General features: G+C 70.4%; 14 protein-coding genes. 3 read left to right on the top strand and 11 right to left on the bottom strand.

What is annotated here, in order from left to right:
- Positions 1-7: 7 nt before the first annotated feature.
- The 4 genes from ACZ6BB_RS00295 to ACZ6BB_RS00280 all read right to left on the bottom strand — a co-directional run bounded on the left by ACZ6BB_RS00295 (position 8) and on the right by ACZ6BB_RS00280 (position 4,209).
- Positions 8-1,654 (bottom strand): DUF4153 domain-containing protein, encoded by a 1,647-nt coding sequence (locus ACZ6BB_RS00295; RefSeq protein WP_471613093.1) that lies wholly within the window; start codon positions 1,652-1,654, stop codon positions 8-10.
- Positions 1,655-1,887: 233 nt separating this feature from the next.
- The gene (locus ACZ6BB_RS00290) at positions 1,888-2,790 is read right to left on the bottom strand and encodes an ADP-ribosylglycohydrolase family protein (protein WP_471613092.1); all 903 of its coding nucleotides are present in this window, start codon (positions 2,788-2,790) and stop codon (positions 1,888-1,890) included.
- 12 nt (positions 2,791-2,802) lie between these two features.
- Entirely contained in the window at positions 2,803-3,462 is a 660-nt protein-coding gene (locus ACZ6BB_RS00285) for a histidine phosphatase family protein (protein WP_471613091.1), read from the bottom strand.
- Positions 3,463-3,603: 141 nt separating this feature from the next.
- On the bottom strand, positions 3,604-4,209 hold the full coding sequence (locus ACZ6BB_RS00280) for a YdbC family protein (protein WP_471613090.1): 606 nt from the start codon (positions 4,207-4,209) through the stop codon (positions 3,604-3,606).
- Positions 4,210-4,363: 154 nt separating this feature from the next.
- Here ACZ6BB_RS00280 and ACZ6BB_RS00275 point away from each other — a divergent pair, with 154 nt between their 5' ends.
- Complete coding sequence (locus ACZ6BB_RS00275) at positions 4,364-4,897, top strand: TerD family protein (RefSeq protein WP_471613089.1); 534 nt, start codon at positions 4,364-4,366, stop codon at positions 4,895-4,897.
- Between the two features lie 95 nt (positions 4,898-4,992).
- Here the strand turns inward: ACZ6BB_RS00275 and ACZ6BB_RS00270 are convergent, their stop codons facing one another.
- Together ACZ6BB_RS00270 and nrdR are read right to left on the bottom strand one after the other, a co-directional pair.
- Positions 4,993-7,890 (bottom strand): vitamin B12-dependent ribonucleotide reductase, encoded by a 2,898-nt coding sequence (locus tag ACZ6BB_RS00270; protein WP_471613088.1) that lies wholly within the window; start codon positions 7,888-7,890, stop codon positions 4,993-4,995.
- Positions 7,891-8,047: 157 nt separating this feature from the next.
- Positions 8,048-8,611 (bottom strand): transcriptional regulator NrdR, encoded by a 564-nt coding sequence (nrdR, locus tag ACZ6BB_RS00265; protein WP_471613087.1) that lies wholly within the window; start codon positions 8,609-8,611, stop codon positions 8,048-8,050.
- Positions 8,612-9,151: 540 nt separating this feature from the next.
- On the opposite strand from nrdR, the gene lexA reads away from it, so the two are divergent.
- Positions 9,152-9,928 (top strand): transcriptional repressor LexA, encoded by a 777-nt coding sequence (lexA, locus tag ACZ6BB_RS00260; protein ID WP_059081483.1) that lies wholly within the window; start codon positions 9,152-9,154, stop codon positions 9,926-9,928.
- Positions 9,929-10,136: 208 nt separating this feature from the next.
- Here the strand turns inward: lexA and ACZ6BB_RS00255 are convergent, their stop codons facing one another.
- The 4 genes from ACZ6BB_RS00255 to ACZ6BB_RS00240 form a co-directional block, all read right to left on the bottom strand.
- On the bottom strand, positions 10,137-12,149 hold the full coding sequence (locus ACZ6BB_RS00255; RefSeq protein WP_471613086.1) for an ATP-dependent DNA helicase: 2,013 nt from the start codon (positions 12,147-12,149) through the stop codon (positions 10,137-10,139).
- Between the two features lie 234 nt (positions 12,150-12,383).
- A complete protein-coding gene (locus tag ACZ6BB_RS00250) occupies positions 12,384-13,148 on the bottom strand; it encodes a GNAT family N-acetyltransferase (protein WP_471613085.1) in 765 nt (254 codons plus the stop codon).
- A 98-nt stretch (positions 13,149-13,246) separates the two neighbouring features.
- Positions 13,247-15,919: an IucA/IucC family protein gene (locus ACZ6BB_RS00245; protein ID WP_471613084.1), complete on the bottom strand. Its 2,673-nt coding sequence runs from the start codon at positions 15,917-15,919 to the stop codon at positions 13,247-13,249.
- Between the two features lie 246 nt (positions 15,920-16,165).
- Positions 16,166-17,629 (bottom strand): diaminobutyrate--2-oxoglutarate transaminase family protein, encoded by a 1,464-nt coding sequence (locus ACZ6BB_RS00240; protein ID WP_471614083.1) that lies wholly within the window; start codon positions 17,627-17,629, stop codon positions 16,166-16,168.
- Positions 17,630-18,091: 462 nt separating this feature from the next.
- Between ACZ6BB_RS00240 and ACZ6BB_RS00235 the strand changes: the two genes are divergently transcribed.
- On the top strand, positions 18,092-19,321 hold the full coding sequence (locus ACZ6BB_RS00235) for a trypsin-like serine peptidase (RefSeq protein ID WP_471613083.1): 1,230 nt from the start codon (positions 18,092-18,094) through the stop codon (positions 19,319-19,321).
- A 253-nt stretch (positions 19,322-19,574) separates the two neighbouring features.
- Here ACZ6BB_RS00235 and hflX read toward each other — a convergent pair whose 3' ends face one another.
- Positions 19,575-21,071 (bottom strand): GTPase HflX, encoded by a 1,497-nt coding sequence (gene hflX, locus ACZ6BB_RS00230; RefSeq protein WP_471613082.1) that lies wholly within the window; start codon positions 21,069-21,071, stop codon positions 19,575-19,577.
- Between the last annotated feature and the right edge of the window lie 264 nt (positions 21,072-21,335).

Raw genomic sequence — 21,335 nt, 5'->3', positions numbered from 1 at the left:
GAACGTCTCAGCGGTAGAACTCCGACCCCGACTCGCCGCACGCCGGGCCGCTCGACCCCGGCACGAGCGGGCGTTCCTCCAAAATCCGTCTCGCCTCGGCCTCGCCCCAGCTCGTGGCGTACCAGGGAATGTGCTGCCGCTCGTCCAGCTCCTCCTTGATGTTCCACAGGGCGCACGACCTCAAGGGCTCCTCCAGCCGGTCCAGGGCGGGCACCGCGTCGGCGGACAGCCCCCTGGCGTAGGGGAGGTCGAAGCGGCCGGTCGTCTGGTACCGCTCGACGTTGCGCTCGGCGATGAGCGCGTCGGGTGACGCGAGCCCGAAGGCCAGCACCACGGCGACCGCGCCGACCGCGACGGCGCGCGGCAGCCAGCGGGCGCCCCACACCCCGGCGGCCATGATGAGCACGATGACCAGACCGAGCCAGAGCTCCATGGTCAGCACCGAGATCCTCAGCCGCGTGAGCCCATAGGCGTCCACGTACATGTCCATACGTCGCACAGCGGACGCCACGACAACGAGCGCCAGCGCGCACAGGGTTCCCAGCACACCGTGCACGAGCGTCCGGTCGCTCGGACGCGTGCGGGGCGCCCAGCGCAGGGCGATCACGATGACCAGCAGGGTGAGCAGCGTGGCCATGAGCAGCTGCCAGAACCCCTGGCGCGCGTACTCGGCGTACGTCTGGCCGGTCTCTTTCAGAACGGCGTCGTAGCCGCCGAAGAGCACGGCGAGCTGGACGGCGTTGAAGACGGCGAAGAGCGCGACGAGCCCGATCAGCGGCAGCGCCCACTCGACACGTCCGCGCGCGCGTCCCGCGGGCACCTGCACACGGTCCCAGCGGGTCGGGGCCGCCGCCGTGCGGGCCGCCGCGAGGGTCCCGAACAGGCCCAGCGCGAGGAGCAGGATCCGCCAGGGCCCGTCGGACACCGAGACGTCGGGCACCAGGGCGCCGAGCAGATCCGCGAAGGCCGCGTCGGCCCCGGCGAACAGGGCGCCGAAGACGAAGAGCAGGACCGCGGCCACGACGACCGCCCGGAACACGGGGGCCAGACGGCCGCGGTCGCCGCCCACCCGCTCGCGCAGGCCCTGCCAGGCCCAGGCCGGGCCGGTGACCAGCGAGGTGAACACCCCGATCGGGCCGAGCAGGACCGCGGGCCAGGTACGGCCGCCGTGCAGGGCGAGCGAGCCCGCCGCGAGCGCGGTGACGACGGCGAGGAACGAAGGCCATTCGGCGGCGCGCAGCGCGGGCACGGTCAGCAGGGCGGCCCCGGCCGCGCCCCAGACGAGCGCCCATGGCCGGGGACGCCGGCCCGCTCGCCGTCCGGCGGCGTACACGGCGACCGTGGCGGGCACGGCGACGACGAGTATGTTCACCGCCAGTCCCTCGCCCAGCAGCATGCTGAGGACGCCGGTGGCCAGGGCCGCCCACAGGGTCGTGGTGCGGACGGGCGCGGGTTCCCCTGGGCTGAGGTCGATCGCCTTGGGCACCTGGGGCGGAGCGGGTATCCGGATCCGCGCGGGCCTGCCCGTCCCGTCCTGCGGTGGGGCGGGTTCGGGCCCTGTCGGCGCGGAGCGGCTCTCCCCGCTCTCGGCACGCGCCCTGGACGCCGGGCCTTCGGGCTCCGGTGCGGCTGGTACTGACGGTGTCTCGGACATGGGACCCCCTCCCCCGACCGGCCCCATCGCGCCCGTAGGCGGCGCTTGGCCACGGCAGACCGCGCGGCCGGTACCTCGTCGCCGCGACTTGCCATGATCAACAGGCGGCGTGGCGGACAGGCTATGCCGCAGGAGCGCACCCACGGCCGACCAGGGAACGCACTGTGGCACTCCTGTGACAGTCGGGGCGATCGAGGCTGCCGAGGTCCGGACGGCTCAGCCCCTGCGGGCGGCTAGTCCACCCGTAGCCAGCCCGGGAACGCCTCGGTCTGCGCCACCCAGGTCTCGGGGGGCGTCCCGGCTTTTCCGGAGGCGACGACTCCACCGACGATGGCGCACGTCGTGTCGACATCGCCGCCCACCTGGGCCGTCGTCCAGAAACCCTGCTCGTAGTCACCGAGGGCGCGTGCCGCCGACCAGAGCGCGAACGGCACGGTGTCGTGCGCGGTCGTACGCCGCCCACAGCCCAGTACCGCGGCCACGGTGTCCGCGTCGGCGTAGTCGAGCATGTCCCGGGCACGACGCAGCCCCGCGCCGACGGCACTCTTCGGGACGAGCGCGATGACGCCGTCGAGCAAGGCGCCCGCGCTCGGCGGTCCGGCCGGGTCGGCCGCGAGGGCGGCGGCAGCGGCGACCGCCATGGCGCCGACGACGGCCTCGCGGTGCTGGTGCGTGGGATAGGCCGAGATCTCCGCCTGGTGGGTGGCCTGCTCGGGGTCGTCCGCGTACCAGGCGCCCAGGGGGGCGATCCGCATGGCCGCGCCGTTGCCCCAGGACCCCTGGCCGTTGAAGAGCGCGGAGGCCAGCTCACGCCAGTCGCCGCCTTCCCGCACCAGGCGCAGCAGGCGGTTGACCGCGGGCCCGTAGCCCCGGTCGAAATCGTGGTGCACGGCGAAGGAACGGGCCAGCTCGTCCTGGTCGATCCGGCGGTGTGCGGCCAGGACGGCCACGACGGAACAGGCCATCTCGGTGTCGTCGGTCCACTGCCAGGGGCCGGGCGGGACTTCACGGCGCTTGAGCAGCGGGTAGTTCACCGGCACGAAGTACTGCGAGCCCAGCGCGTCCCCCACCGCGAGTCCGCGCAGGCTGGACAGGGCGCGCTCCAGGCGGCCGTCGGAAGAGGAGTCAGCGGTCATCGCCCTGCCACTCTATCCGGTGGCCCCGTACGACTCCGGGTTCCGCCAGCGGTCGAACGGCCGGTCGAGTGTGTATTTGCCGTCCTCTCCGAGAACGAGCATCCGCATCTCCGCGTTCCCGGGATTCGACAGCGACTCGAACTCCGCCACCGTCCAGTGGAACCAGCGCATGCAGAACAGCCGCATGGCGAGCCCGTGGGTGACCAGCAGGACGTTCGGGGGGTGGTCGGGGTCCTCGAAACTGCGGAACAGGCTCTCCAGGAAGCCGCCGACCCGGTCGTACACATCGGCGCCGGACTCACCCTGCACGAAGCGGTAGAAGAAATGCCCGTACGCGTCGCGGTACGCCTTCTGGAGCCGTACGTCGTCGGGGTCCTGCCAGTTGCCCCAGTCCTGTTCGCGCAGCCGTGGCTCCTCGCGCACCCGCACCTGTTCGGGGTCCAGATGGAAAGCCTGGAACGTCTCGTGGGTGCGGCGGTAGGGGGAGACGTAGACGCTGACGCGCTCGCGGCCGAGGACGTCGCGGATGTGTTTTCCCGTCTCCTCCGCCTGCTGCCAGCCCAGATCGGTGAGCGCGAGAGCGTGGTCCGGCTCGCGCTCGTACACGGTGTCATCAACATTGCCCGTTGACTCGCCGTGTCGGACAAGGATGATGCGCCGTGGTCGTGCCATGCCAAGACCCTAAAGGGGACGAGGCCGGATCGAGCACTTCTCCGGGTGCCATACGGCGTAGGTCACACAGGTCCCACCCATCGATCGCGCAGGTTTGGTATCCGAACTCACGCGAGTTCGAACATCGGACCGTCCGGACGATCAAACCGTCCAGCTCGGCTCCAGTTCCACGATGTCGCCCGCCAGGGCCGCGACGTCGGCCTCCAGCTGGGCCCGCAGGGCGAGGCGCTCGATGCGTTCGGCGCGGTACTTGCCGTGCTCGGCGGCCGACTGCCACATGGAGAGGATCACGAACTCATGTCCCGGCGCCTCGCCGAACAGCCCGCGCACCATCCCCGGAGAGCCGGCCATCGCCGGGTTCCAGACCTTCTCCTGCATCAGGGCGAAGTGCTCGGCGCGTTCCTCGTGGACACGGCAGTGCGCCACCCGCACCAGATCGGCATCGGTGAAGCGGGGCTCGAAGCCGGTCTTCACGTCGAAGCGGTGGTCGAAGAGCTTGACCTGCATGTCCTTGAAGGTGCCGGACTGCGAGGCGGCGAGCCGGTCGTGGGAGCGTGCCATGAAGGAGTCGTAGAAGGCGCGGCTCTCCCAGAAGGAGAAGATGTGCGCCACGCCGGGCCGAGCCCGGCTCCAACCCCCACCCTGTCCCCGGAAACCCGGCTCCCCCGGAAGCCCCGCCCACTTTCGCTGCCCCCGCTCGAAACCGCGGCGGTCCACCACGGTGCAGCGAATCCACTTGACCAGCACCGCGCCATGGTAAGGCCACGGAACGTGGCGGCGGTCACTCTCCGGCCGGTTGCACCCGGGCGAGCGCCCCGGCGCGCGTGCAAGGATGGACAACTGGCGTGGACCGCCAGGCAGTTCGGCCCGCAAGCACAGAAGGACGGGGAGGAGAGTTCTGTTGAACGGCCTCAACAAGGGCATCCGCAAGGTCGAGGTGTCGCTGAAGTGGGACCCGAGCCCCACCGGACAGCCGCCGACGGACCTCGACATCATCGCGGCGACCTATCCCGCGGCCGATCCGAGTGGCGATCCCGCCTATGTCGTCCACTTCGACAGCCGCTCGCCCGACGGCACCATCACCCTGAACCGCGACAGCAAGAACGGCCAGGGCTTCGGCTGGGACGAGATCATGACCGTGGAGCTGAACCGTCTGGACAGCCGCTACGGGCGGGTCGTCATCGGTGTCGCCATACAGCAGGGATCCGGTACGAAGACCTTCGCCGGCGTCCAGAACCCCGGCCTGCGCATCCGCGAGGGTTACACGGTCCTCGCGGAGGACGACTTCGGCACCGTTCTCGGCTCCGCCGCGGCGACCGTCGCCGTATTCGTCCGCGACACGTCCGGTGAGTGGACCTTCCACCCCGGTGTCACCGGATACGACGAGGACCCGGCTGCCTTCGCCCGCGTCATGGGCCGCCCGCCCCGGTCCTGACCCACGGCCCAGGGGTGTGAGCACACCGAGGGCGGTGGAGCCGGACTTCGACTCCACCGCCCTGACGTGCCGGTTCGCGCCCGGGGGCGCTCAGATCAGCTGCAGCCGCTCGTCGAGCCGCAGCCCTCGCAGATGTAGCAGGAGCCGGCCCGCTGCATCTTCGTACCGCAGGAGAAGCACAGCGGGGCGTCGGCCTGGATGCCCAGCTGCATCTCCACCAGCTCGGCGCTGGTGTGGGCCTGCTTCGGGGCGGGCTTGGCGCCCTCCTCGTCGGCCTTCGGAGCGGAGACGGCCTTCAGGGACTGCCGCGGCGCCGACTGGGACAGGCCCTCGACGTCCACCTCCACGTCGTCCAGGACCGGCTCGTACGAACCGGTCTCCAGGTGACGCTGACGCTCCTCGGCGGAGTGGATGCCGAGCGCGGAGCGCGTCTCGAAGGGCAGGAAGTCCAGCGCCAGGCGACGGAAGATGTAGTCGACGATCGACGCCGCCATCCGCACGTCCGGGTCGTCCGTCATACCGGCCGGCTCGAAGCGCATGTTCGTGAACTTCGAGACGTACGTCTCCAGCGGCACGCCGTACTGCAGACCGACCGAGACGGCGATCGAGAAGGCGTCCATCATGCCCGCGAGGGTCGAGCCCTGCTTGGACATCTTCAGGAAGACCTCGCCCAGGCCGTCGTCCGGGTAGGAGTTGGCGATCATGTAACCCTCGGCGCCGCCGACCGTGAAGGACGTGGTGATGCCGGGGCGGCCCTTCGGAAGGCGCTTGCGGACGGGGCGGTACTCGACGACCTTCTCGACCGTGGCCCGGATCGTCTCCTCGGCCTTCTCGGTGATCTCGGCCTTCTCCGAGTCCTTGGTCTTGGCGGAGAGCGGCTGGCCGACCTTGCAGTTGTCGCGGTAGATCGCGAGCGCCTTGACGCCCAGCTTCCACGCCTCGAAGTAGATCTCCTCGACCTCCTCGACGGTCGCCGTCTCCGGCATGTTGACCGTCTTGGAGATGGCGCCGGAGATCCACGGCTGGATCGCGGCCATCATGCGGACGTGGCCCATCGGGGAGATGGCGCGCTCGCCCATGGCGCAGTCGAAGACCTCGTAGTGCTCCTGCTTGAGGCTCGGGGCGTCGATCACATTGCCGTGGTCGGCGATGTGGGCGACGATCGCCTCGATCTGCTCCTCCTGGTAGCCCAGGCGGCGCAGGGCCTGCGGGACCGTGCCGTTGACGATCTGCATCGAGCCGCCGCCGACCAGCTTCTTGAACTTGACCAGCGCGAGGTCCGGCTCGACACCGGTGGTGTCGCAGGACATGGCCAGCCCGATCGTGCCGGTCGGCGCGAGCACGGAGGCCTGCGAGTTGCGGAAGCCGTTCTTCTCGCCGAGGCGCAGCACGTCCTGCCATGCCTCGGTGGCGGCGGCCCACACCGGGGTGTCCAGGTCGTCCATGCGCACGGCCGTGCCGTTGGCGTCGGAGTGCTGCTTCATGACGCGGTTGTGGGCGTCGGCGTTCCGGGCGTAGCCGTCGTACGGGCCGACGACCGCGGCGAGTTCCGCCGAACGCTTGTACGCCGTGCCGGTCATCAGGGAGGTGATGGCACCGGCGAGGGCGCGGCCGCCGTCGGAGTCGTACGCGTGGCCCGTCGCCATCAGCAGGGCGCCGAGGTTGGCGTAACCGATGCCGAGCTGACGGAAGGCGCGGGTGTTCTCGCCGATCTTCTGGGTGGGGAAGTCGGCGAAGCAGATGGAGATGTCCATCGCGGTGATGACGAGCTCGACGACCTTGGCGAAGCGCTCGATCTCGAAGGACTGGTGGCCGAGACCGTCGTCCTTGAGGAACTTCATCAGGTTGAGCGAGGCGAGGTTGCAGGACGTGTTGTCCAGGTGCATGTACTCGCTGCACGGGTTGGACGCGGTGATGCGGCCGGACTCGGGGCAGGTGTGCCAGTTGTTGATCACACCGTCGTACTGGATGCCCGGGTCGGCGCAGGCCCACGCGGCCTCGGCGAGCTTGCGGAACAGCGCCTTGGCATCGACCTTCTCGATGACCTCGCCGGTCATACGGGCGCGCAGGCCGAACTCGGTGCCGTTCTCCACGGCCGTCATGAACTCGTCGTTCACGCGGACCGAGTTGTTGGCGTTCTGGTACTGGACGGACGTGATGTCGTCGCCGCCCAGGTCCATGTCGAAGCCCGCGTCGCGCAGGGCGCGGATCTTCTCCTCTTCCTTCACCTTGGTGGCGATGAAGTCCTCGACGTCCGGGTGGTCCACGTCCAGCACGACCATCTTGGCGGCGCGGCGGGTGGCACCGCCGGACTTGATCGTTCCCGCGGAGGCGTCGGCCCCCCGCATGAAGGAGACCGGACCGGAGGCGTTGCCGCCGGAGGAGAGCAGCTCCTTGGAGGAGCGGATGCGGGACAGGTTCAGGCCGGCGCCGGAGCCGCCCTTGAAGATCATGCCCTCTTCCTTGTACCAGTCGAGGATCGACTCCATGGAGTCGTCGACGGACAGGATGAAGCAGGCGGAGACCTGCTGGGGCTGCGGGGTGCCCACGTTGAACCAGACGGGGCTGTTGAAGCTGAAGACCTGGTGCAGAAGGGCGTACGCCAGTTCGTGCTCGAAGATCTCGGCGTCGGCGGGCGAGGCGAAGTACCTGTTGTCCTCACCGGCCTTCGTGTAGGTCTTCACGATGCGGTCGATCAGCTGCTTGAGGCCGGTCTCGCGCTGCGGGGTGCCCACGGCACCGCGGAAGTACTTGCTGGTGACGATGTTGACCGCGTTCACCGACCAGAAGTCGGGGAACTCGACGCCACGCTGCTCGAAGTTGACCGAGCCGTCGCGCCAGTTGGTCATGACGACGTCACGCCGCTCCCAGACCACCTCGTCGTACGGGTGCACGCCGGGAGTGGTGTGGATGCGCTCGATACGCAGGCCCTTGCTCGCCTTGGTGCCCTTGGCGCGGGAACTCCGTGCCGGACCGCTCGCCGTCTCTGTCATGCCGCCTCCCTGTACGGGCGTAAACGCCCTGAAGTGTCGCGTTGTTCCCGTGACACGGTGTTTGTCTTGTGTCGCGAACCGGCTGGAAAGCCGTTCACGACAGGTCTGGATCGCCGCCGATCGTCCGGACGCCTCGGTCCGGCGGTGCGGCCCGCCGTCAGTCGGCGGCGTGAGCGGGCATGGGGACCTGCGCAGCCCCTCCGGACCCGCGGTCGCTCTTCGGGCGCCCCTCGGCCGCGTTCTCGACGTCCTCGTCGTCCGCGCCGGGGTGCCGGTGCTGCTCGTTCCTGAGTTCCCCGATGGCGGCCTCGAAGTCCTCCAGCGAGTCGAACGCCCGGTAGACCGAGGCGAACCGCAAGTAGGCGACGAGGTCCAGCTCCTGCAACGGGCCGAGTATGGCCAGCCCCACGTCGTGGGTGGTCAGTTCGGCGCTCCCGGTCGCGCGCACCGCCTCCTCGACCCGCTGACCCAGCTGGGCCAGCGCGTCCTCGGTGACGGGCCTCCCCTGGCACGCCTTGCGGACGCCGTTGATGACCTTCGTGCGACTGAAGGGCTCGGTCACGCCGGACCGCTTGACCACCATCAGCGAACACGTCTCCACCGTCGTGAAACGACGGGAGCAGTCGGGACACTGGCGGCGCCTGCGGATCGACGTGCCGTCATCCGTCGTACGACTGTCGACGACACGGCTGTCGGGGTGCCTGCAGAAGGGACAGTGCATAACTCCAACCCTCCTCACAGCACGACTCGATAGCCCCCACAGGCCTCTTGGGCCCCGCGGAAGCAGCCCCCAGCATAGGGGATGACCAAGAGCCCTAGGACCCGGGGGACCACAACTTCTGGGCTGTTGCGGCAATCCAAGCACTACATGTAGGGCTAGGCACGTAAATCCCCCTACGGCACGCGTGTCGCCCGCATAGACACGGGGCGCCGGACGGAGGCACCGTCGCGGAGCGCAGCCGCGCCGTCGCGGAGCGGACGGGGCGGCGGTGGCGCGCCAGGGAAGAAGGGGTCGGTACTCGGCCGGTGGAGCACCGGGTGGCAGACTGGGCCAGGCGGCGACAGCGGCCCACAAGGCCCGTCGCCCCGGCGGTGAAGAGTACAGCAATCAGTGCTTTTGTCCGCCAGAGCCGCAGGCCCTACACCCAGACAGATGGCCACGTCAGGTAATCCACGGTTTTTCACTCGAACGTGTGTTTGGCGCAACCTTTCGAAAGCAACTACCGTTGTGCTGCACGGGAGACCATCGAGAGGGGCCGACGTGACCACCACCGCTGACAGTGCCACCATCACTGCCCAGGACCGCTCCCAGAGCCGACTCGAGCCGGTGCATGCGATGAACGAATCCACGAACCATGAAGGGCCCAAGCGAGCCCTGCCCGGCCGACCTCCAGGTATCAGGGCGGACAGCTCCGGGCTCACCGATCGACAGCGCCGGGTCATCGAGGTGATCAGGGACTCGGTGCAGCGGCGTGGATACCCGCCGTCGATGCGCGAGATCGGCCAGGCCGTCGGCCTGTCCAGCACGTCCTCCGTGGCACACCAGCTGATGGCGCTGGAGCGCAAGGGCTTCCTGCGCCGCGACCCGCACCGCCCGCGCGCGTACGAGGTCCGCGGCTCCGACCAGTCCTCGGCCCAGCCGACGGACACCGCGGGCAAGCCGGCCGCTTCGTACGTGCCGCTCGTGGGCCGGATCGCCGCCGGTGGCCCGATCCTCGCCGAGGAGTCCGTCGAGGACGTGTTCCCGCTCCCCCGCCAGCTGGTGGGTGACGGCGAGCTCTTCGTCCTCAAGGTCGTGGGCGACTCCATGATCGAGGCCGCCATCTGTGACGGGGACTGGGTGACGGTCCGCCGTCAGCCCGTCGCCGAGAACGGCGACATCGTGGCCGCCATGCTGGACGGCGAGGCCACGGTCAAGCGCTTCAAGCGCGAGGACGGCCACGTCTGGCTGCTCCCGCACAACGCCGCCTACGAGCCCATCCCGGGTGACGACGCGACCATCCTCGGCAAGGTGGTGGCCGTCCTGCGCCGCGTCTGACACCCCAGCGGGGACGGCCCGTGCCCGTCCCCGCCCTTGATCCGGGCCCCGGAATCCACTGCGCCGGTTCCGGGGTCCTGGGCTGTCCAGGACCCGCCGAGAAACACCCTGCGGACCCTGAGGCTGTGCTGTGCTGTGCTGTGCTGTGCGCGGAACGGTCGGCGGCCTGTCCCGATGGTTCGAGGACGGGCCGCCGACCGTTGGCCGGTCACGCCTGCGCCGTCTCGGCTTCCACTTCTTCGTCCTTGTCTTCCTTCTTGCCCTGCGCCGCGCCGTCGATCGCGGCGAGCGACCTGCGGACCTGATTGCGGTCCGTCGTGTACCAGAAGTCGGGCAGGGACGCCTTCAGATAGCTGCCGTACCGCGCGGTCGCCAGCCGCTGATCCAGTACGGCGACCACACCACGATCTCCCTGCGCCCGTACGAGGCGGCCGGCGCCCTGGGCCATCAGCAGGGCCGCGTGGGTGGCGGCGACGGCCATGAAGCCGTTGCCGCCCGCCTCCTCGACAGCCTTCTGCCGGGCGCTCATCAGAGGATCGTCGGGGCGCGGGAACGGGATCTTGTCCATGACGACCAGCTGACAGCTGGGACCGGGCACGTCCACGCCCTGCCAGAGCGACAGCGTGCCGAAGAGGCAGGTCCTGGGGTCGGCCGCGAAGCCCTTGATCAGCTCGCCGAGCGTCTCCTCGCCCTGGAGCAGGATCGGGTACTCCGGGATCCGGACCCGCAGCTCCTCCGCGGCGAGCTGGGCGGCCCGCATCGACGAGAACAGCCCGAGGGTCCGGCCGCCCGCCGCCTGGATCAGCTCGGTCAGCTCGTCCAGCATGTCCGCCCGGTCGCCGTCCCGAGCGGGCCGGGACAGATGCTTGGCGACGTAGAGGATGCCCTGCCTCGGGTAGTCGAACGGCGATCCGACGTCCACGCCCTTCCACTGCGGAAGGTCGTCCCCCTCGGTGCCCTCCGGCGCCAGGCCCAGTGACGCTCCCACGCCGTTGAAGTCGCCGCCCAGCTTGAGCGTGGCCGAGGTCAGGGTGACCGACCGGTCCGCGAAGAGCTTCTCTCGCAGAAGTCCCGACACGGACATCGGGGCGACGCGCAGCGACGCGCCGAACCGGTCATGGCGTTCGTACCAGACGACGTCCCACTCGGAGCCGTTGCTGATCCGCTCCGCCACGTCGTGGACGCTCTCCACGGCCGCCAGCGCCTGCTTGCGCACGGCGTCCTCGTCCTGGACGGACTTGTCGCGCGTGCTGCCGATCGCCGAGATCACCGTACGGGCGGCGTCTCGCAGCGCCATCAGGACGTAGGCCAGGTCCTCGGGGACCTCCTCCAGACGGCCCGGCAGGGCCAGCTCCATGACCCGCTCGAACCCCTCGGCAGCAGTCTGGAGCTGGTCGGCGGCCTTCTCGTTCACCAGCTTCGCCGCCCGCTTCACTGCGCGGTTGACCTGGCCCGGGGTGAGTTCGCCGGTCGCCACACCGGTCACCCGAGACACGAGTTCGTGCGCCTCGTCCACGATCAGCACCTCGTGCTGCGGGAGCACCGGCGCGCCCTCGATGGCGTCGATCGCGAGCAGCGCGTGGTTGGTGACGACCACTTCGGCGAGCTTGGCCCGCTCCCGGGCCATCTCGGCGAAACACTCGGCACCGTACGCGCACTTCGATGCGCCCAGGCACTCCCGGGACGACACGGAGATCTGCGACCACGCGCGGTCGGAGACACCCGGGGTGAGGTCGTCCCGATCGCCTGTCTCGGTCTCCTGCGACCAGTCCCGCAGCCGCAGCAGGTCCTGGCCCAGCCTGCTGGAGGGCGCGGCCGCCTCGAACTGGTCGAAGAGGCCCTCCTCCTCGTCCTGCGGTACGCCTTCGTGCAGGCGGTGCAGGCACAGGTAGTTCGACCGGCCCTTGAGCATGGCGAACTCGGGGCGGCGGCGCAGCAGCGGATGCAGCGCGTCGACCGTTCTCGGCAGGTCCCGCTCCACTAGCTGGCGCTGCAGTGCCAGAGTCGCCGTCGCGACGACGACGCGCTCCCCCTGGGCGAGCGCGGGCACCAGGTAACCGAGCGACTTTCCGGTGCCGGTGCCCGCCTGGACCAGCAGATGGGAGCCGTCGTCGATCGCCTCCGCGACGGCTTCGGCCATGGTCACCTGGCCGGGGCGCTCCGTACCGCCGACGGCGGCGACGGCGGCGTGCAGGAGTTCGTGAAGTGAGGGCTTCGTCATAGCGCGACCACCCTACGGGTCACCACTGACAAACGGGTTATCAAAGCGGAGTCACGGGGCGTGAGGGGCGGATTCAAGAGCGTTTCATTTCGTCGGGGCGAGCGGATTCCCGGGAGGCCGGAAATCGCGTCGGCGTGATCGGGAACCGGACCGCCGCGGGCGGTGTACCAAAAATGACGGCACCGCAGCGGACCCACGACGGACCCAGGTCGGATCCACGACGGACCGTCGGATCTACATCAGATCGCGCAGGAGTCGGTCTCTGATCATGAGGGCGGCCCGCTTGTCGGGCAGGTCGACCTCCGCGGAGAACCGGAAGCCCGCGCTCAGGAAAGCGGAGACGGAGGGAAAGTTGCGAAGGTCGGGTTCCGCCACGACGCGGGCGCAGGAAGGTCTTCTGTCCAGGATGAGATCGGCGACGGCGCGGAGCAGGACGGCGCCGAGACCGCGCCCCCGGTCGGCCACGGGGCCGATGAGGAGGTGGACCCCCGTGTCGTGCGGACGGGCGGGGTAGTGGCGGGCGAGGGGGTCGAGGTCTGCCCGGTAGATCTCCCAGTAGCTCATGGGGGTGCCGTCCAGCACCCCCATGCAGGGCACGCTGCGGCCGTCACCGCCGAGCTGGGTCCGGAGGTGGTCCGCGGTCACGTCCTCGGATCCGGCGAGCTTCCAGTAGGAGGCCACGGTCGAGTCGTTCATCCACCGGGAGATCAGCGGTAGCTCCCGTTCGAGGCGAACGGGGACGAGGCGCAGGGCGCCTGCCGGGGTGCCGACCGGCCCCCAGTCGGCGAGATGGTCGAGCAGTTCGCCTTCGGCCGGGGGGCTCTCCTGGCCTGGCTCGGTCTCACCGACGCGCGGGTCGCCGTCCTCGGACAGCAGTGCGAGGAAGTCTTCGGTCAGGCGCAGTTCCAGCGTGTCCTCGTTGCACGTCGGGGTCGAGGCGGGGCCGGTGTGGGTGCTCGCTTCGGTGCTCGCTTCGGTGCTCGCGTCGGTGGGAGCCACGGCGACGTTCCTCTCAGGAGATCGGATGGGTCATGTTCCTCGGGGCTGAAGGGAGGCGAATCGACGCGGACGAGCGGGCCGCACAGCGGCCGGGCAGGTCAGCGATGGAGGGGGTTGGTGATCGTGACGTAGACGGACTGGGTGTCGACAGGACCGACGAGTTCGTCCAGGTCGTGGAGACGGGTCAGGAGGTTTGCCTTGCAGCGCAGGACGGGTGAGTCGAGCAGCCGGGCCGGCAGGGTGGTGTTCAGCCGGGCGGGGCCGGAGGCCATGTGCGTGAGGAAGCGGCGGAAGGCTGCCAGCAGAAGTCTCTCGTCCCCGAGGCGCTGCGAGCCGAACGCACCGATCAGGCCGAGCACGTTGTTGATACCGAGGTAGTAGGCGAACCGTTCGTCGGCGACCTCGTCGGAGACGAACGTGTCACTGTGCTCGCCGATGCCGGGCAAGCGGGCTGCGAGATCCGCGCGGCGGGACTCACGGAAGTAGTAGCCCTGGTTGTCCCGGTACCGGCCCCCGATGGGCCAGCCGTCGGGGTCCAGAAGGACGAGCGTGTTCTGCTGGTGCGCTTCGAGGGCGATCCCGGCCTCGCTGTCCAGCCACAGCACGGGCCGCACGACCTGCTCCAGATAGCGCAGGAACCACTCGACGGCGACGGCGCCTCGGGGACGGCCGGTGCGCCCGGTGAGACGGGTGATGACATCGGCGAGTCGTGACCGCATGAGGAGGTGCACATCAGCACGGGGGTCGACTCCGTGCAGGAGGACGCTGTCGCAGTGCCGCGTCCGATGTTCGTCCCTGTGCTCCTGCCGCGTACCGCCGTGGTCTGCGCGGTGATCCGTTCGCCGTTCGGCCGGGGCGTACGGTCTCGGTGAGACGAGTCCCGCGACGCAGGACACGTCGTGCGCAGCGCCGAAGGGGTTGTGGCGGACGATCACGTCCAGGCCCGGCAGAGGGCCGCCCTCGGGTGTGGTGACCCCCAGCCACGCCGGGTCGCGGACGATGTCGAACCGAGGGTGGGCCGCCTGCCACTGCGCGGTCAGGCCGGAGCGGAGCAGGCGGTGGACCTCGACACCGCGGTGGAGTTCCTTGCGGAGGTTCTCGCGACGGGAGTTGGTGATGCGCAAACCCAGCGAGAGCTTCAGCATCGCGGGGGTGTCGGTCCGGTGAACGGTACGCACGGAGGAGGTGGGGTGCCACGGGTCACCGTGCGGACCCAGGTCCCTGATCAGGCCGGCGTCGAACAGCGCGGCGACGGCCGGGCGGCGTCGGACCTCACGGAGTTGCCAAGGGTGCACGGGCAGGGCGCCATGGCCCGCCGGCAGCGGCAGCTCCGGACCGGCCAACCGGGCGGTCAGCTGTTCGGCGGGGACGACACGACCGCGCTCGGTCCATGCCGAGTCGGCGGACAGGACGGAGGGGGCGATCGCCAACCAGTTCAGGGGAAAGGAGCCACGCGACTCCGGTGAGTAGAGCCGCACTTCGGTCTCCGAGAGGCCGTCCCGGCTTTTGGGGGTGGGGTGCAGGGGGTGACCGAGGACGAGAGCCTGCTCGGCAGAGCGGAATCGGTCCGGACCGTCGGCGGGCGCGGCTCGACGTTCGGCGATGAACATGGCGACGCGGCGGGCGGAGTCGGCGACCCGTCCGATCAGATCGCGCGGGTCGAGGTGATCGAGCCGGTCGAGGTGATCGAGCGGGTCGAGGTGATCGAGCGGGTCGAGGTGATCGAGCGGGTCGAGCGGTCCCGGTCGGCCGGGCCCATCGACGGAGTCGAGTTGGCGGGGCGTATCCGGATGGTCGGCCGGGGGGAGCGGATCGGGGTGGTCCGGTGCGCTCGCGGTGGGGGGCGTGGGGGCGTGCGCCGCGGTGGGCCAGGGCTCGTGGGTGTCCGTCCCGCCTGAACCTCGCGTGGTCGTCCCACCCACCAGCAGTGCCGCCACCGCGGCCGCGTCGAGAGGCGGTGTGTTCTCGGGAGTGCCGGCAAGGTACGGCGGGCCGAAGCGGTGCCAGCCGGTGAGGGACCAGTAGTGCACCGGGGCGAGGAGCGTCGTACCGGTGGTGGGGAGGGGGATGTGGAGGGTGCCGTCGTGGGGGCAGGTGAGGTTGTGTTCGCGAACCCAGCAGCGCAGCAGATTCTCGATCGCCGCCGCCTGGGCCGCGGTGTGCGGGTCGGGGTGGTGCAGGGGGTCGGCGGAAGGGCTGTGCGGCGGCTCGGCGATCCGGTCTTTGTCGGCTCGGCCGAGGGCAGGCTGGTAGCGCTCTTGCCCTGGCTCGGCCGGTGTCCGAGTGGGTGCGGCTTGGCTGGGGACCGGCGCGGTGGGAGAGGCAAGCGGTTCGTTTCGCCGGAGGCCGAGACCCGGGCCGGGGCCAAGGCCAAGGCCAGGGCGCGGCTCGGGCGGGCCGGAGGTCGGTGCGGCCTGGCCGGTCGACGGCTCGGTGCCCTCGCACTCCGATGCTGGCCGTGTGGGCCTCTGTACGACCGAGACGGCCCCTCGCTCGGGTCGGCCGGGCGTCGGGGTGGCCGGGCCGGAACCCGGGGCGGCCTGGTCGGAGACCAGGGCGGTCGAGCCGGAGGCCAGGGGCGCGTGCCCGGGGGCCGGGGCGGTCACGCCGGATCTCGGCTCGGCCAGGTCGAACAGCGGTCCGACCTGGCCGACCCTCATGTCCGCGTGGGCGGGCGACGGCTCGGCATCGAGCTGGGTCGGGGTCAGGGGGGCGCATGCCTTCGTGTCGTGATCATGGGAGCGGGCCTCGGGGGCGGGCTGCGGCTTCAAGGCGGTTCCTGGGGTTGCTCGTGCGGGAGGGCAGTCGCGGGGTGCGCGCGGTCCGGCGTGGCCGGGGGCTTGTGCGGTGGGGCTGTGGGGAGGGGAACTACGGAAGGGGGCGGAGCGTCGGTGGTTCAGGGGCCTGCCCGGCGGAGTCACGGACCGATGGCCGGGTGGGGCGGTGCCTGGGGTGCATGGCTGGTCCGGGGGCGCGGTGGAGGCCGCACCGGGCGGTATGGCAGGTCGGCTCGCTGCTCAGCCGCCGGGCGGGTCTCCCGGGCCTCCGGCTCGCTCGGACATCGGCCTCACCGAACCTCGCTCATCGGCGGTGGCCGCTACCGAGGCGATCGCGTCCGTCAGGCGGTCGAGTACGGCCTCCGCCTGTTCGTCGGTGATCGTGAGGGGTGGGAGGAGGCGGACGACGCCGGCCCGGCGGCCACTCAGATCGACGATCAGGCCCCGACGGAGGCATTCACGCTGGACGGCGGTGGCCAGGCTGGGGGCGGGCGGGGGCGGACCTGTGCCATCGGGAGGAGAGGACGCCCCCGGAACGACCATCTCGATGCCGATCATCAGCCCTCGGCCCCGTACATCGCCGACGCAGGCGAAGTGCTGGGCAAGACCACGGAGTTGGGTGAGCATGCGGATGCCCAGGGACTCGGCACGTGCGGCGAGGCCGTTCTCACGGACGTGGGCGAGGGTGGCGGTGCCGGCGGCCATGGCCAGCTGATTGCCACGGAAGGTGCCCGCGGGGGCGCCCGGTTGCCAGACGTCGAGGTCGTCGCGGTAGACCACGACGGCCAGCGGGAGGCTGCCGCCGATGGCTTTGGACAGAACCATCGCATCGGGAACGACGCCGCTGTGCTCGACGGCCCAGAACCGGCCGGTGCGGCCCACACCCGTCTGAACCTCGTCGGCGATCAGCGGGATCGAGCGAGCCGCGGTGATCTCGCGCATGCGGCGGAGCCAGCCGTCCGGGGCGGGGACGACACCTCCCTCGCCCTGGACCGGTTCGAGGAGCATGCCCGCCGGTCGGGGTACGCCGTGCTTGACGTCGTCGAGGACCGACTCGGTCCAGCGAGCGGCGAGTTCGGCGCCGCGTTCCCCGCCCGTGCCGAAGGGACAACGGTAGTCCTGGGGGTAGGGCAGACGTGTCACCCGTACGTCGTGGGCGCCTTCCGACGCTTCCAGTGCCCCGGCGGTCGTGCCGTGGCAGGCGCCGGTGAAGGTGAGCATTCCGGTGCGTCCGGTCGCTGCCCGGACCAATGCGAAGGCCGCCTCTACCGCGTCCGTACCGGCGGGTCCGCAGAACCGGACGCGTGCGCGGTCCGCGAGCCCTGGGGGAAGGGTGCGGAACAGTTCGGTGGTGAAGGCGTCCTTCACCGGAGTGGCCAGGTCGAGGACCTGCAGGGGAGCACCCGAGTCGAGCACCTTCCGGATGGCTTCGAGGACGACCGGATGGTTGTGGCCGAGAGCGAGGGTGCCGGCGCCGGACAGACAGTCGAGGTAGCGGCGGCCGTCGGCGCCTTCGATGGTCAGCCCGCGTGCGCGGACGGGCACGATGGGCAGGGCGTGCGCGTAGGTGCGTGCCGCCGACTCGCGGGCAGACTGCCGCCGCAGGAACCCCTCGTGCGCCGAGCGCGTCCCGTCGTCTTCCCGTGGTGCGCGCGCCCGTTCGCCCTCGTGTCCCGAACGTGTTCGCGAGGGCGCGCGCCCCATCGGCGCCACAGCAGACTCGGTCACCGCCACGACTGCACTTCCTCCCGCTGCTCGAAGGCGAGTTGGCAGGGGTCACCGAGCACCGGCGGGTCCCCCGCACCTTCCAACGACGGGACTCGCACGGGGAAGCGGGTGGGACGAAGATCCTTGCCGTGACGGAACCGTTGCCGTTCCATCGGATGTCCCCCACAACGACCGCATAGTGTGTGGTGCCGTTCCGAAGGACGCGGCTCGGCGGATCCGTGGCGAGCCGCGCAGATGACTGCCGAGTACGTCTCCTGAGTACGGCGACCGTGCCGGACGGCCACGTACGAAGAAGACGACCGCGTACGAAGAAACCGAGGTACGGAGCCGCGCGATGCCGCGTCGGTTACGTACAAGGAGGCGGTGGGCGCGCGGAGGACCGTGCGTGATCCGCCTCGGCAGCACAGAGTTCTCAAACGCCCCAGGGGAGTTCAGACCATGCGACCCATACGACCGCTCTTCGCCGCCCGTCGTGGGAGGAGCACGCGCCGCAGAACCTCCCCCGTGGTGGCCGCGGTCGGCCTTGCCGCGGTTCTGTCGTTGACCGCCACCGCCTGCGGCTCGGGTGACACCACGGCGAGCGCCGACCCGTCGGCGTCCGCTCAGGACGGCGGCAGCTCGGGCGACGGCAAGATCCGCATTCCGGACGACATCAAGGACAAGCTCAAGGAACACGGGATCGACCTCGACAAGTGGCGGGGCGGTGCCTGGAAGAACTGGGACAAGGACGACTGGCTGCGCGAGGCCGAGGACTACGTCAACCCGATCATCAAGGACCTGTGGGACCCGGACCGGATGCGGGACGCCGAGGAGCCGGAGAAGGAGGTCGACGAGAGCGACCTCACCGGTGACCAGGGCGTGACCGACCCGACACCGCAGTCCGTCGACGCCACGGCGGTGTCGGCGAAGTACCACGCGAACGTGCCCGAGGCGGGCAAGGTGTTCTTCGACGCGCCCGAGGGCACCATGGTCTGCTCGGCGACCGTGGTGCAGGACCCGGCCAACCCGGGGAAGTCCAACATGGTGTGGACCGCCGGCCACTGCGTGCACGCCGGCAAGGCGGGCGGCTGGTACCGCAACATCGCCTTCGTGCCCTCGTACAACGACAGTGGCAGGTCGGCGTCGGAACGGCAGACCGCCACCGAGGAGGAGGTCGCTCCGTACGGCGTCTGGTGGGGCGACTGGGCACAGACCTCGGACCAGTGGATCGAGCAGGGCGGCCAGACGGGCGGTGACGGAGCCCCGTACGACTTCGCGGTGATCCATGTGACGCCGGAGGAGGGCAGCGGGGGCAAGTCGCTGGAGGAGATGGTCGGTTCGGCCCTGCCGGTGGACTTCGACGCGCCCGCCGTGCCGCAGATGAAGAGCATCACGGCGACGGGTTACCCGGCCGGGGCTCCTTACGACGGCGAGACGATGTACCAGTGCCAGGACAAGCCCGGACGGTTCTCGCTCGTCGCGGCCGACCCGACGATGTACCGCATCGGCTGCTCCATGACCGGCGGCTCGTCCGGGGGTGGCTGGGTGGCGACCGGTTCGGACGGTCGGCCCGCGCTGGTGTCCAACACCTCCATCGGTCCGGCGAGCGCCGGCTGGCTGGCGGGGCCGCGGTTGGGCAAGGAGGCCGAGGGCGTGTACCAGGCGGTGAGTGACAAGTTCGCGCGGTGACGCCGGACAGGTGTTGACGAAGGCGGAGGGCGCGTGGGACCGGTGGATCACGCGCCCTCCGCCGTACCCCCGGAGCTCCCGCACAGGTGACGTGACCCGTGCGGGGCTGTCGTACGACCACGACGCGCGCACATGGCAGAGGCCCGCTCCCTCGGCGGAGGGGGCGGGCCACTGGTGCGGTCACGAGTGCGGTTCGCCCGGGGGCTCCCGCGCTTCCGCAGGCCTCAGACCTCAGGCCGCAGGTCTCAGGCCGTCAGACCGTCGCCGCCGGGACGTACGGCGCCAGGTCGGCCGCCAGCTCCTCGTGCACCCGGGCCTTGAGCAGGGTGCCCTCCGGGGTGTGCTCCTCGGAGATCACCTCGCCCTCGGTGTGGGTGCGGGCGACGAGCTTGCCGTGGGTGTACGGAACGAGTGCCTCGATCTCGACCGAGGGGCGCGGCAGCTCGTTGTCGATCAGGGCGAGCAGTTCCTCGATGCCCTGGCCGGAACGGGCGGAGACAGCGATGGAGCGCTTCTCGACCCGCAGCAGCCGCTGCAGCGTCAGCGGGTCGGCCGCGTCCGCCTTGTTGATCACCACGATCTCGGGCACCTTGGTCGCGCCCACGTCACGGATGACCTCGCGCACGGCGGCCAGCTGCTCCTCCGGCGCGGGGTGCGAGCCGTCGACCACGTGCAGGATCAGGTCGGCGTCGCCGACCTCCTCCATCGTGGAGCGGAACGCCTCGACGAGGTGGTGCGGCAGGTGCCGTACGAAGCCGACGGTGTCCGCCAGCGTGTACAGCCGCCCGCTCGGCGTCTCGGCCCGGCGCACGGTCGGGTCGAGGGTCGCGAACAGCGCGTTCTCCACCAGTACGCCCGCGCCCGTGAGGCGGTTGAGCAGGGAGGACTTGCCGGCGTTGGTGTAGCCGGCGATGGCGACCGAGGGCACCTTGTTCCGGCGGCGCTCCTGACGCTTGATCTCGCGGCCGGTCTTCATCTCCGCGATCTCCCGGCGCATCTTCGCCATCTTCTCGCGGATCCGCCGCCGGTCCGTCTCGATCTTGGTCTCACCGGGACCACGGGTGGCGAGGCCGCCGCCCTTGCCGCCGCCCATCTGACGGGACAGCGACTGACCCCAGCCACGGAGCCTCGGCAGCATGTACTGCATCTGCGCGAGCGCGACCTGCGCCTTGCCCTCCCGGGACTTGGCGTGCTGGGCGAAGATGTCGAGGATCAGGGCCGTACGGTCGATGACCTTGACCTTGACGACGTCTTCGAGATGGATGAGCTGGCCGGGGCTCAGCTCACCGTCGCAGATGACGGTGTCCGCGCCCGATTCGAGGACGACGTCCCGCAGCTCGTTGGCCTTGCCGGAGCCGATGTAGGTGGCCGCGTCCGGCTTGTCGCGACGCTGGAACACCGCGTCGAGCACGAGCGCGCCCGCGGTCTCCGCGAGGGCGGCCAGCTCTGCCAGCGAGTTCTCCGCGTCGCGCACGGTTCCCGTGGTCCAGACACCGACGAGTACGACGCGCTCCAGGCGGAGCTGGCGGTACTCGACCTCGGTGACGTCCTCGAGTTCGGTGGAGAGGCCCGCGACGCGGCGCAGAGCCGCGCGGTCGGAGCGGTCGAACTGGTCGCCGTCCCGCTCTCCGTCGATCTCGAAGCTCCAGGCGACGTCCTCTTCCATCAGGGCATCGGCCCGAAGATTCTCGGGGTTGTTCTGCGCGAAGGCGCTCTGTGCGGCCTGGGAAGGGGAAGAAGAGGAGGTCATTGGGTCCTTACGTCGATAGGGATACCGAAGGCGACGGATCACGACACGAACCACGATCCGTCAATGGCGACAACGCCCGGGGCTTCCGGGAGATTCCCGTCGCCGACCCGAAGATGGTCGCACGGCACGCCCCGTCTCGTCACCCGGGTTATTTCCCGTCCGCACCGGGGCCACACCCCGATGGACCCCGGCCACCGCTTCACCGGCCGGCACCCACCACACACCCCCGCCGACGGCAGACCCTGCTCCGCCGTCGGCGACCCG

Source organism: Streptomyces sp. NPDC041108 (genome assembly GCF_055592645.1).
This window is presented reverse-complemented; position numbering and strand designations above follow the sequence as displayed.